The organism is Streptomyces sp. NPDC005281, assembly GCF_040607495.1.
Taxonomy (GTDB): Bacteria; Actinomycetota; Actinomycetes; order Streptomycetales; family Streptomycetaceae; genus Streptomyces.
This window is the reverse complement of the sequence record NZ_JBEXGX010000010.1, coordinates 149,467-161,614: the sequence shown is the minus strand read 5'-3', so window position 1 is coordinate 161,614 and position 12,148 is coordinate 149,467. Positions and strand designations below refer to the sequence as shown.

Here is a 12,148-nt window from a genome sequence, read left to right as displayed (position 1 = left end):
GATGGCCCGGGTCGGCGTACCCGGGCGAACCGAACGGCCTTACGATGCGTCTTCCGTTGTCGAAACGGGACGACACCTGGGGGACATCGATCATGCCGCGCCTGCCGCGCCCGAAACGCCCGAGCCTGCGCGGACCGGGTCTCTTCCGCCTGCCTCCGCTGCCGCGCACCCGCACGGCGCAACGGCGGGCCGTGCAGGCGTTGATGGTCCTGTGCGTGCTGGCGCTGCTCCCGATGACATGGCTGTACATGTCGACGGGCGACCGGCTCCGGACGACGGCGGACGCCCCGCGCACCCAGGTCGCGATCGTCTTCGGCGCCGGGCTGTGGGACGGCGAGCCGTCCCCGTATCTCGCCCACCGTCTCGACGCGGCCGCGAAGCTGTACCGGGCCGGCCGGATCGAGGTCGTCCTCGTCACCGGCGACAACAGCCGCAAGGACTACGACGAGCCCGACGCGATGCGCTCCTATCTCACCGCGCACGGGGTGCCCGACCGGCGGATCGTCAGCGACTACGCCGGCTTCGACACCTGGGACTCCTGCGTCCGCGCCCGGAAGATCTTCGGCGTCCACGAGGCCGTCCTGATCAGCCAGGACTTCCATATCCGCCGGGCTCTCGCCCTGTGCCGGACGGCGGGTGTGCGCTCGTACGGCATCGGGGTGGCCGCCAAGCACGACGTCACCTGGTACTACGGCAACACCCGGGAGATCTTCGCGGCGGGCAAGGCCGCACTGGACACGGTGTTCGAGCCGGATCCGCATTTCCTCGGCCCGAAGGAGCACGGGGTGACCCGGGCCCTGGCGGCGGCACGGTGACCTCACGGCGGGTCCCGGCGGGCCGGGAGGTCTCCGCCGCGGTGGCGTAACGGCCGCCTCCCCGGCGCGTAACACGTCCGCCGCAGGCTGGGGGCCATGACGGCCTCCGTGACGCCCACCCACTGCCCGTACTGCGCCCTTCAGTGCGGGATGAATCTGACGCCCGCGCCGGGCGGCGGCGCCGAGGTGAGCGAGCGTACGGACTTCCCCGTGAACCGGGGCGCGCTGTGCGGCAAGGGGCGCACGGCTCCCGCGCTGCTGTCCTCCCGGGTGCGGCTCACCTCGCCGCTCGTCCGCTCCGGGGGTGTCCTCAGGCCCGCGGGCTGGGACGAGGCCCTGTCCCGGATCGCCGAGGGCCTCGCCCGCACGCGCGCGGACCACGGCCCGGACGCGTGCGGGGTGTTCGGCGGCGGCGGGCTGACGAACGAGAAGGCCTACGCCCTCGGGAAGTTCGCCCGTGTCGTCCTCGGCACCTCGCAGATCGACTACAACGGCCGCTTCTGCATGTCGTCCGCGGCGGCGGCCGGCGTCAGGGCCTTCGGTCTCGACCGGGGACTGCCCTTTCCGCTGGAGGACGTTCCGCGGACCGGCTGTGTGATCCTCGTCGGCTCCAACCTCGCCGAGACGATGCCGCCCGCGCTGCGGTTCGTCACCGAGCTGAAGGAGAACGGCGGCACCCTGATCGTCGTCGACCCGCGCCGCACCCGCACCGCCGAACAGGCGGACCTGCACCTGGCACCGCGCCCGGGGACGGATCTGGCGCTCGCGCTCGGCATGCTGCACCTGGTCGTGGCCGAGGGGCGTACGGACGAGGAGTACATCCGGGACCGCACGAGCGGGTGGGAGGAGACGCGGGCGGCGGCGATGGCGCACTGGCCGGAGTACGTGGAACGGATCACGGGGGTGTCCGTTCCCGAACTCCGGGCGGCCGTAAGGATGTTCTGTGCGCCCGAGAACGCGATGGTCCTGACCGCACGCGGGCCCGAGCAGCAGTCCAAGGGCACCGACACGGTGAACGCCTGGATCAACCTGTGCCTGGCCACGGGTCGTTCGGGCCGGCCGCTGTCCGGGTACGGCTGCCTCACCGGGCAGGGCAACGGCCAGGGCGGGCGTGAACACGGGCAGAAAGCCGACCAGTTGCCCGGCTACCGCAAACTCACCGACCCGGCGGCACGACGGCATGTGGCCGAGGTGTGGGGCATCGACCCCGACACGCTGCCCGGTCCGGGGCGCAGCGCGTACGAACTCCTCGACGCGATGGGGACCGACATCCGCTCCCTGCTGCTGATGGGGTCGAACCCGGTGGTGTCCGCGCCGCGGGCCGCGCACATCGAGGAGCGCCTGAGGTCGCTCGACTTCCTCGCGGTCGCCGACGTCGTCCTCTCCGAGACCGCCGCCCTCGCGGATGTCGTCCTGCCGGTCACCCAGTGGGCCGAGGAGACGGGCACGACGACGAACCTGGAGGGCCGTGTGCTGCTGCGCCGGCGCGCGCTCACCCCGCCCGAGGGAGTACGCAGCGACCTCGACGTGCTGCACGGACTCGCCGCCCTCCTCGGCGTGGAGAAGGGTTTTCCCACCGATCCGGAGGAGGTCTTCGGGGAACTGCGCCGGGCGAGCGCGGGCGGCCCTGCGGACTACTCGGGGATCACCTACCGCCGGCTGGCGGAGGAGAACGGGGTGTTCTGGCCGTGCCCGGCCCAGCAGGCCCCCGAGGCGGACGCGGGTCAGGCCAACGGGCCCGGTGGCGACGACTCCGGCGCGGCCCACCACCCGGGCACGCCCCGCCTCTTCCTCGACCGGTTCGCCACCGAGGACGGCCGGGCGCGGTTCGTTCCCGTGTCGCACCGGCCCGCCGCCGAGGAGCCGGACGAGGAGTACCCGGTGCTGCTGACCACCGGGCGGGTGGTGGCCCAGTACCAGTCGGGGGCGCAGACGCGGCGCGTCGACGAACTGAACGCGGCCGCGCCCGGCCCGTTCGTGGAGATGCATCCGCGGCTGGCCGAACGGCTCGGCGCGGCGGACGGTGACGCGGTGACGGTGGTGTCGCGGCGCGGCCGGGCCGTCGCACCGGCCCGGATCACGGCCTCCATCCGCCCCGACACCGTGTTCATGCCCTTCCACTGGCCCGGGGAGGGCCGCGCCAACACACTCACCAATCCGGCTCTCGACCCGGTCTCCCGAATGCCGGAGTTCAAGGCGTGCGCGGTGCGGGTGGAGGCGGTGGGCGAGGGCCGGCGGGGGTGAGCCGGGGGGCGCCGGTGCACGAGTGAGCGGTGCACGGCCAGTGGTCACCGGCCACTTGTCACTTGTCACTTGTCAGCCGTCAGCTGTCACCTGTCAGCCGTTGCCCGGGTTTTCCGGCCCGGACCGTCCTACGGGGTCGGGGACTTCGGTCGGGCCGGAGCCGGAGTGTCCGGCCGGTTCGGGAGCCTCTTTCGAGCAGGAACTGAGTCCGATGCCCAGGGCGGCGCCGACGGCCGCCCCGCTGAGCGCGAGGACACGTCGTCTGGTCAGGTCGCGGTCGGTCATGGCCGGACCCTAGGGGCGGTGACGGTCCCGACTCCGGGGGCGCACGGAACGGCCACCCGCACGGGCGCACCCCGAATCCGCCGGGGCCCACCCGGGCCTCTCCCCGCCCGCGCCCCGCGCCCCGCGCCATGGCACCCGGACCCGCCTGGCCCGTCCCGGCCCGCGCCATGGCACCCGAACTCACCGGACGCTCCCCGCCCGCACCATGGCTCCCGAACCCGCCGGGCCCACCCCGGCCCACCCCCCGCCCGCACGGGCGCGCTCAGCCGGGCCGGTGGGCCGGGGTGTCTCCGCGGTCACCCCGCCAGTCCCCGTCCTCGACCGGCGCGCCGCCTGCCCGCAGGCGGGCCGTCACCGGGGGCGCGGCGACGTACACCCAGGCCCGCACGACGGTGACGCCGTCCGCCCGCACGGCGTCACGCGCGACGCGTTCGTACAGGCTGCGCGCGTCACCCGGCACGTACTCCTCCAACTCGTCGAGTTCCGCGAGGAGTTCCTCGTACGCCCCGGGCTTCGCGGTCACGATCTCGCCGCACACCGTGCCGCCGGGTCCGTCGACGGCGTACGGGTATCCGGGACCCTCGTAGAGCACGAGCCCGCGCATCCGTCCCGGCTCCTCGGAGCGCGTACGGCCGCGCAGGAACAGGTCGTGGTTGTGCTCGCCGGGGCGCAGGGTGCCGTAGACGAAGAAGGGCAGTTCCGCCTCGCCGCGGGGGTTCGGCGGGCTCAAGGGGCTGTCTCCTCCCCCAGCCAGCGCAGGTAGTCCGGGCTTCCCGCCACGACCGGGGTCGCGATGATCTCGGGCGTGTCGTAGTCGTGGGCGTCCAGGAGATACGCCTCGAGCGCCGGGTAGCGCGCGGCGGTCGTCTTGAACTGGATCCGCCACTCGGAGGCCGTCTCCACGGCGCCCTCCCAGCGGTAGACGGAGATGACCGGCCCCGAGATCTGGGCACAGGCCGCGACCCGGGCCGCCACCGCCCCCTGGGCCAGCGCTTCGGCTTTCTCCGCCGCGTCCGTCGTGGTCAGGACGGACAGGCAGGCCGGCAGTTCCATGATCGCCTCCATTCGTGAGGGTACGGAAACGATTCTCGCCGCATCCCGTACGCACCACGCAGGCGCTATGGACATGACATGTCATGCACCTTTAAATCGGATGCAGCTCTGAGCGCCACCCCCACGCGCCTCCCCCACGGGCCCCACCCCCCACATGCCGTCCCCAAGGCACCTTTTCAAGGAGACCGATGAGTCGAATACGGCACATCCGAGGTTCCTCTCTCGCCACCGCCGGAGCGGCCGTGACCACGGTCACCCTGCTGGCCGCCGCGCTCGCCCCGGCCGCGCACGCCGACAGCCCGCCGAACCGGGCGACCGCGATCGAGAACGCGGTCTCGGCGCTGGCGGCCCACGCCACGAACCTGGGCCTCACCTCCGCTCAGCACACCACCGTCCGGGACGTCGTCATCGACAAGGACGGCACCCAGCATGTGCGCTACGACCGGACCTACCGCGAACTTCCCGTGCTCGGCGGCGACTTCGTGGTCCATCTGGCCCCGAACGGCGCCTACCGCGGCGCGAACCGCGCGACGAAGAAGGCCATTTCGCTGACCAGCGTCACCCCGGAGCTCTCCGGCGCGAAGGCGGCCGGCCTGGCGGTGGACGCGCTGCGCGCCGCCAACCCCGGCCAGGCGCTGAAGAAGGTGGCGGCGAAGCCGCGGCTGATCGTCGACGCCCTGCACGGGGCTCCGAGGCTCGCCTGGCGCACCGACGCGGTCGCCCAGGACTCGCTCGGCAACCCGGTCGCCCGCACGGTCCTGACCGACGCCCGCACCGGCGCGCGCATCGACGCGTGGGACAGCGTCGAGACGGCGACCGGCGACGGCAGTTCGCTCTACAGCGGCACCGTTCCGCTGGAGACGACGGCGTCCGGATCGGCGTACCAGCTGAAGGACCCGACACGCGGCAACACGTACACCGGCGATGCGGCGAACAAGACGGACCTGTGCATCTTCGGGATCTGCTTCAGCCGGGCGCCCGCGACGCTGTTCACCGACGCGGACAACCACTGGGGCACGGGAGCGACTTCGGACCGTTCCTCCGCGGCGGTCGACGCGCAGTACGGAACCAACGAGACCTGGGACTACTACAAGAACGTCCACGGCCGCAACGGCATCGCGGGCGACGGAAAAGGCTCGTACAACCGCGTCCACTACGGCAACAACTACAACAACGCCTTCTGGGACGACAGTTGCTTCTGCATGACGTACGGGGACGGTGACGGCTCGACATTCGGGCCGCTGGTCGCGCTGGACGTCGCCGGGCACGAGATGTCGCACGGGGTGACCTCGAAGACGGCCGCGCTGACCTACTCGGGCGAGTCCGGCGGTCTGAACGAGGCGACCTCCGACATCTTCGGCACCATGGTGGAGTGGTACGCGAACAGCGCCTCGGATCCCGGCGACTATCTGATCGGCGAGAAGATCGTCCGCCCCGGCTTCGGCAAGCCCGCCCTGCGCTTCATGGACAAGCCCTCCAAGGACGGCAACTCGGCGGACTGCTGGAGCAGTTCGGTCGGCAACCTCGACGTCCACTACTCCTCCGGCGTCGCCAACCACTTCGCCTATCTGCTCTCGGAGGGCAGCGGGGCGAAGACCGTCAACGGCGTCGCCTACGACTCCCCCACCTGCAACGGCGCCACGGTCACCGGCATCGGCCACGACAAGGTCGGCAAGATCTGGTACCGCGCGCTGACGGTCTACATGACCTCGTCGACGAACTACGCGGGAGCGCGCACCGCCACGCTCAACGCGGCCAAGGATCTGTACGGAGCGGGCAGCGCCGAGTACAACGCCGTGGCGGCGGCCTGGTCGGCGGTCTCCGTGGGCTGACCCGCACCGGACGCCTCCCGTCCCGGAGGGTCCCCGGTCGCCGTGGGCAGGCGCCGTCAGGTTCGCCTGCCCACGGCTCGCCGGGAGCATGTCCGGCCCGGACGGGTCCTAGTCCTCCCGCACCGGCATGCACACGCTCGTGTCCGCGGCCGTCCCCGCGGTTGGGGCGGATACGCGTTCGAGCGGGCGTTTCATCCCCGCCCGGAGGAGAAAGCGCCGGAGAACACGCGCTCGGGCGGCGGGCCCGGAGTCGGCGTCACACCTGCTTCGCAGGCAGGCCGGAGTCGGCGCCGCGCCCGCGTCACCGGCGGAACCGGAGTGACCGGAGAGACCGGCGGGCTCGGGCGGTCGAGAGCGGGCCCGGGCCGCCTCAAGCGGTCCTGGGCCGTCGGAAGCGAGCCTGGTCCGTCGGAAGCGGGCCCGGTTCGTCGGGAGCGGGCCCGGCCCGCCGGAAGCAGCCCGGTCACCCATTCACACCCCCGGCCCCGCCCCCTTCGGGTTCTCTCGCGCGGCACGCCGGGCGCACACCGGTGACCTGCCGGAATGCCGGGGGTTCCGCCGCTCCCGGGGTCCCGTCTGACACCCGTTCACATCCTTTCTGACGCTCCATCAGAGAGCGGTCACGGGCATGTGCCACTTACCTCGGAAGGGCAGGGGCACGACCGACGCTGCGGCACTTGGGGGTGTCGCGGGCCGCGCCCCCCTCGGAGGAGCTGGCACGATGCGACGTACCGCCCGTCTGCTGACCGGTACCGCGCTCGCCGTCGCCGTCGCGGGTCTGGCCTCCGCGCCCGTGTACGGCGGGGACACCAGAAGCCTGGAGGTGTTCCCCTCCAGCGTCGTCCCGGGCGCCGACGTCACCGTCAACACGGCCGCGTGCGGCTCGGACGGCACCGCGAGCGGGGACGCCGAGGCGGTGGGCGGCGGTTCCTTCACACTGGCCGCCAGCGCGCACGAGCACGACGTGATCGGCCAGTTCCAGGTGCCGCCGAGCGCGCAGCCGGGAACGTACGAGATCGTCGCGACGTGCTCCCACGGCCGCCGCGTCACCGGCGATCTGATGGTGAACCTCGCCGCCACGCGCGAGCAGGTCGAGCCGCGCGGGCATGTGGACACGGGTGTCGGCGGCGCGCTGGGCCCCGATCCCGTACAGACCGCGGCGGGAGTGGCGGCTCTGGCCGTCGCCGCCGCGGGCGGTACCTGGCTCCTGCATCGCCGGGCGAGAGGCGACGGGATCTGACGGGCACCCTCCGCTGTCCGTCCGCCGGTACCGCCGTCCCTCCCCCTCCGTGGCCCGACGCCCCTCGCGGCCCGGAGGGGAAGGGACCGGCACCGTCAGCACACCCCCGGCCGTCGCGGGCACCGGCCGGTCCCGTCCCCGGAAGGGAACCCCGTGAGGAGGCTCGCGTGCGCCGGGTCAGCAATGCCGTCATAGCGTCGGTCACGGTCGTCGCCCTGTGTTCGGGTGCCTGGCTGCTGGGCAGCGGCTCCGAGGCACACCCTCCGCCGCAGCCGTCCGCGGCGCAGGCGGCGGCCTCCGGGACCCCGGCGCGGTCCGTCGCTCCCTCGATGCCGCACTCCCCGCCGGACCGCATCCGCATCCCCGCGATCGGCGTGGACGCTCCCCTGATCGGCCTCGGCCTCACTCCGCAGGGCAGCCTGGACGTGCCGCCCGCCCAGAAGAAGAACCTGGCGGGCTGGTACGAGGCCGGGACCAGCCCCGGTGAGCGCGGCACGGCGATCGTGGCCGGGCACGTCGACAACGCGGAAGGCCCCGCCGTCTTCTACGACCTGGGCTCGCTCCACAAGGGCAGCACGGTCGAGGTGGACCGGCTCGACGGCAGAACGGCCGTCTTCACCGTCGACGCGGTCGCGGTCTACGACTCCGGGTCCTTCCCCGACGCGAAGGTGTACGGCGCCGCGCATCGGCCCGAACTGCGGGTCATCACCTGCGGCGGCGGCTACTCGCGGACCACGGGCTACCAGGGAAACGTGGTCGTCTTCGCCCATCTCACCGGCAGCAGCCGGTAGTCCGGGCGAGTCGTGGATGCCTGCGGAGTGGCGCGTCGGGCCACGGACGGCTGCGGAAGGCCGCGTCGGGCCCCGGACGGCCGTCGGGGCGGGCGCGTCGGGTCACGGAGATCGCGACGGACGGCCGCGGTGGACGGCCGCGGTGGACGGCCGCCGAGCATTCAGGCGAGCCACTGCTGGTACGCCAGGTTCGCCACCAGCGCGAAGACCACCGTCAGCAGCACCGCCCGGACGAACCCGCTGCCCTGCTTGAGCGCGGTCCGCGCCCCCACCATGCCGCCCGCCAGGTTGAACACGGCCATCAGCGCGGCCAGCTCCCAGAACACCGTGCCCTTCCAGGCGAAGGTCGCGAGGGCGCCCACGTTGGTGCAGCAGTTGACGATCTTGGCGGTGGCGGAGGCCGTCACCAGGTCGAGGTGGAGCAGGGCGGTGAGGGCGAGCACGAGGAACGTACCCGTGCCGGGGCCGATGAGCCCGTCGTAGAAGCCGATGCCGAGGCCCGCGAGCCCGATGGCGGCGAGGACGCGGCGCGCGCTGACCGGGGTGGTCGGCGGTGCCGTGCCGAACGCGGGCCGCAGGATGACGAAGGTGCCGACGGCGAGCAGGACGACCATGACGACCGGCTTGAGCACGTCGGTGCTCAGCCCGGCCGCGACGAACGCGCCCGCCGTCGAACCGGCGAGGGCCGCGAGTCCGATCCGGACGGCGAGCCGCACGTCCACGGTGGTCTTGCGCGCGTACGTCACCGCGGCGCCGGTGGTGCCGACGATCGCGACCGCCTTGTTCGTGCCGAGCGCGTACGCCGCCGAGGTGCCGGCGGGCAGCCCGAGCAGCATGGCGGGCAGCAGGAGCAGCCCTCCGCCGCCGACCACGGCGTCGATCCAGCCCGCCGCAAGGGCGGCGGCACAGAGCACAAGAAGCGTGGTCAGCGATATGTCGGGCATGATCGCGACCCTATGGGACGGATCGATGCGCGATGCACGGACCCCGGGAAGCTTGAGCGACTCCAGAGGTTCGGGCGGCGAGTCGCCACCTTCGCCGGCCCTGGCCCCGCGTCCGGCTTCAGTTCACCGAGTCCAGGTAGCGCAGGACCGCGAGGACACGGCGGTGGCCGGTGTCCGACGGGGGCAGGTCGAGCTTCAGGAAGATGTTGGCGATGTGCTTCTCGACGGCACGTTCGGAGACGGTGAGGACGGCGGCGATCGCGTGGTTGGTGCGGCCCTCGGCCATCAGGGCGAGGACCTCGCGCTCGCGGGGTGTGAGGGCGTCGAGGGCGCGGACCCGGCGGCTCGCGCCGAACAGCTGGGCGACGACCTCGGGGTCGAGGGCCGTGCCGCCCGAGGCGACCCGCTCCATGGCGTCCACGAACTCGCCGATGTCGACCACGCGTTCCTTGAGGAGATAGCCGAACCCGGCCGGATCGCCGAGCAGTTGGGTCGCGTACCTCGTCTCCACGTACTGCGAGAAGACCAGCACCCCGGTGCCGGGGTGCTCCTCGCGCAGCCGCACGGCCGCCCGGATGCCCTCGTCGGTCTGGGTCGGCGGCAGCCGGATGTCTACGACGGCCACGTCCGGCCGGTGCTCGGCGACCCGTGCCAGCAGGGACTCCGCGTCGCCCACGGCCGCCGCCACCTCCACACCGCGCAGCTGGAGCAACTGGGCCAGTCCGTCCCGCAGCAGGGCCGAGTCCTCGGCGATGACGACGCGCATGGGGCTCCCGTTCACCAGGGTCAGCAGGGCAGTTCGACGGTGACCACGGTAGGCCCTCCCGGCGGGCTGTCGCAGGCCAGCGTGCCGTCGACGGTCCGCACCCGGGCCAGCAGGCCGGTCAGGCCCGAGCCCGCGCCGATCACCGCTCCCCCGCGGCCGTCGTCACACACGCCCAGCCGCAGGAACCCGTCCCGGGCGGTCACCGTGATGCTCGCCCGCGTGGCCCCGCTGTGCTTGGTGGCGTTGGCGAGGAGTTCGGCGGCGCAGAAGTAGGCGATCGACTCCACGGCCGGGATCGGCCGCGCCTCGATGTCGGCGCTCACCTCGACGGGCAGCGGGCTGTCGGCGGCGAGGGTGGCAAGTGCCGTGTCGAGGCCCTGGTCCAGTACGGGCGGATGGATGCCCTTGACGAGATGACGCAGGTCGACGATGGCCTGACGGGCGTTGCCCTGCGCGGTGCCGACGACGGCGAGCAGCCGGTCCTCGGGGGCCCCGGCGCGGATCAGTTCCCTGATCATCGTGAGGTGCATCGCGAGGCCGACGAGCCGGGCCTGGGTGCCGTCGTGCAGGTCGCGTTCGATGCGGCGCAGGGTCGCCGCCGCGTCGTCCACGGCTTGGGCGCGGGTCTCCTCCAGGGTGCGGATCCGCCGGTCGGCGGGGTCGGGGCCGAGCAGTGTGGCGATCCAGGACCGGTGCGGGGCGAGCGCCTGGCGCAGCAGCCAGGCCGCGCCGGCGAGGAGCAGCAGTCCGAGGGCCACCGGGATGAGCCAACGCGGCCAGGTGTCGACCTGGAAACCGAAGAACCCCAGCGACACCCGGCGCTCCGTGCCGTCCGCCGCCCGCCGGGTGTCGTAGTCCCAGTGTTGGAGGACGGGGTGGAGGGTGAGCAGGACGCCCCAGACGTAGCCGATGACCACGGCGAGGTAGCCGAAGACGGCGGTGAAGGGGGTCGCGAGCGCGCAGGCGACGGCGCGCCAGCCGGCGCGGTCGGCGAGCAGCGACCGCCGCCAGCCGAGCACCCCGGCACCCGGGCGACGCTCGGGTTCCTCGATGTCCATCCCTAACAGGCTCCGGGCCAGGACGCGTTGGAGCCGGCCGAGGGCGAGTGCCCCGCGTACGGTGACGGCGATCAGCCACAGTCCGAGGGTGGTCACGGACAGCGCGCCGCCGACCAGCAGGCCCGCGAGCGTGAGGACGAATCCCGCCAGGGCCAGCGGGAACGCGATCAGCGCGTAGAGGAGGGCCGCGAGGGCCCGTCGCCCGAAGGGGAAGCCCAGTACGGCGCGGAGGCGGTTCATGGACCCCAACCTAGGAGAGGAGCGCCGCGGCGAGGCGGAGCTGGACGGCGGCCATGGCCCGGCCGAGCCACGGCATGATCAGCAGGAAACCGAGGCCGCCGAGGAGGGCGTGGAAGGCCCAGGCTCCGGCGAAGGTGGGTCCGCCCCAGGCGCTCGCGTAGTCGGAGCCGGCGCGCAGGGGCCAGCCGAGGTTCATCGGCACGATGGACCAGCCGTAGCCGGTGACGGCCAGGACGAGCAGGTTGAGGGGCGTCGCGAGGAGTGCGTGGGCGAGCCCCTCCATGGGCCCCGGCGGCCCTGCGCTCCCCGGGCGGCTCACCGGGCGGCCGCCTTCGGGGATGCCCTCGGGGATGCCCTGGGGGATGCCCTGGGGGATGCCTTCGCGGAGGCCGAGGAAGCGGTGGGCGAGCGTCCGCTGCCACCGTCCGGTCGGAGCCCCCAGCAGCGACAGGGGTACGCAGGCCACCCCCACCGGCAGGGCCAACAGCGCGTACGCGACCCGCCGCCAGGTGTCCGCCCGGAACGGCTCCCGGACGAACCTCCATACGCGGACGGAGGCCTCGTCGCGGACGGGGGCGGGCCGCGGCCCGACGACGTCGGCCTGCCCGGGGTGGGGGTGGGGGCGAGACTGAGGCTGGGGCTGGGAGTGCGGCCGGTGCTCGGGCTGGGGCTCGGAGTGCGGCCGGCGCTCGGGCTGGGAGTGAGGCGGGCGCTCGGGCTGGGAGTGGGGCCGGCGCTCGGGCTGGGGTGTGCGGGTGGTCACCATGGTGGGTCCCCTGGTCGTGGACGGGCGGGCTCCGGCCTTTCCCGGAGAGGGTCCGGTCCTTGAAGGATTCCGTTCCGGGGCGCCCCGGTCGATCGTGCCCGCACGTGAGCCGGG

At 73.3% G+C, this 12,148-nt stretch carries 12 protein-coding genes; 5 read left to right on the top strand and 7 right to left on the bottom strand.

The annotated features are described in order from the left end of the window. Positions 1–92: 92 nt before the first annotated feature. Both ABZV42_RS16490 and ABZV42_RS16485 read left to right on the top strand, forming a co-directional pair. On the top strand, positions 93–815 hold the full coding sequence (locus tag ABZV42_RS16490) for an ElyC/SanA/YdcF family protein (RefSeq protein WP_355976343.1): 723 nt from the start codon (positions 93–95) through the stop codon (positions 813–815). 96 nt (positions 816–911) lie between these two features. Then, a complete protein-coding gene (locus ABZV42_RS16485) occupies positions 912–3,059 on the top strand; it encodes a molybdopterin oxidoreductase family protein (protein WP_356052326.1) in 2,148 nt (715 codons plus the stop codon). 93 nt (positions 3,060–3,152) lie between these two features. Here the strand turns inward: ABZV42_RS16485 and ABZV42_RS16480 are convergent, their stop codons facing one another. The 3 genes from ABZV42_RS16480 to cutA all read right to left on the bottom strand — a co-directional run bounded on the left by ABZV42_RS16480 (position 3,153) and on the right by cutA (position 4,397). After that, positions 3,153–3,344, bottom strand: coding sequence for a twin-arginine translocation signal domain-containing protein (locus tag ABZV42_RS16480; RefSeq protein ID WP_355976347.1), 192 nt, complete (start codon positions 3,342–3,344; stop codon positions 3,153–3,155). Positions 3,345–3,606: 262 nt separating this feature from the next. After that, a complete protein-coding gene (locus ABZV42_RS16475) occupies positions 3,607–4,074 on the bottom strand; it encodes a gamma-glutamylcyclotransferase family protein (protein ID WP_356052324.1) in 468 nt (155 codons plus the stop codon). After that, on the bottom strand, positions 4,071–4,397 hold the full coding sequence (gene cutA / locus ABZV42_RS16470) for a divalent-cation tolerance protein CutA (RefSeq protein WP_356052322.1): 327 nt from the start codon (positions 4,395–4,397) through the stop codon (positions 4,071–4,073). The genes ABZV42_RS16475 and cutA overlap by 4 nt, the downstream gene beginning before the upstream one ends. A 188-nt stretch (positions 4,398–4,585) precedes the next feature. Here cutA and ABZV42_RS16465 point away from each other — a divergent pair, with 188 nt between their 5' ends. The 3 genes from ABZV42_RS16465 to ABZV42_RS16455 all read left to right on the top strand — a co-directional run bounded on the left by ABZV42_RS16465 (position 4,586) and on the right by ABZV42_RS16455 (position 8,260). Beyond that, a complete protein-coding gene (locus ABZV42_RS16465) occupies positions 4,586–6,229 on the top strand; it encodes a M4 family metallopeptidase (protein ID WP_356052320.1) in 1,644 nt (547 codons plus the stop codon). 721 nt (positions 6,230–6,950) lie between these two features. Then, positions 6,951–7,469, top strand: coding sequence for a hypothetical protein (locus ABZV42_RS16460; protein WP_355976354.1), 519 nt, complete (start codon positions 6,951–6,953; stop codon positions 7,467–7,469). Between the two features lie 167 nt (positions 7,470–7,636). Next, positions 7,637–8,260 carry a class F sortase gene (locus ABZV42_RS16455; RefSeq protein WP_355976357.1) on the top strand — a complete coding sequence of 208 codons (624 nt, stop codon included), beginning with the start codon at positions 7,637–7,639 and terminating at the stop codon, positions 8,258–8,260. Positions 8,261–8,421: 161 nt separating this feature from the next. Here ABZV42_RS16455 and ABZV42_RS16450 read toward each other — a convergent pair whose 3' ends face one another. From ABZV42_RS16450 to ABZV42_RS16435, 4 genes are all read right to left on the bottom strand, one after another. Continuing rightward, positions 8,422–9,204, bottom strand: coding sequence for a TSUP family transporter (locus ABZV42_RS16450; protein WP_356052318.1), 783 nt, complete (start codon positions 9,202–9,204; stop codon positions 8,422–8,424). Between the two features lie 118 nt (positions 9,205–9,322). Further along, complete coding sequence (locus ABZV42_RS16445; protein ID WP_355976361.1) at positions 9,323–9,970, bottom strand: response regulator transcription factor; 648 nt, start codon at positions 9,968–9,970, stop codon at positions 9,323–9,325. A gap of 20 nt (positions 9,971–9,990) precedes the next feature. Beyond that, the gene (locus ABZV42_RS16440) at positions 9,991–11,268 is read right to left on the bottom strand and encodes a sensor domain-containing protein (protein ID WP_356052316.1); all 1,278 of its coding nucleotides are present in this window, start codon (positions 11,266–11,268) and stop codon (positions 9,991–9,993) included. 10 nt (positions 11,269–11,278) lie between these two features. Further along, positions 11,279–12,034, bottom strand: a complete 756-nt coding sequence (locus ABZV42_RS16435) for a hypothetical protein (protein WP_356052315.1) — start codon at positions 12,032–12,034, stop codon at positions 11,279–11,281. Between the last annotated feature and the right edge of the window lie 114 nt (positions 12,035–12,148).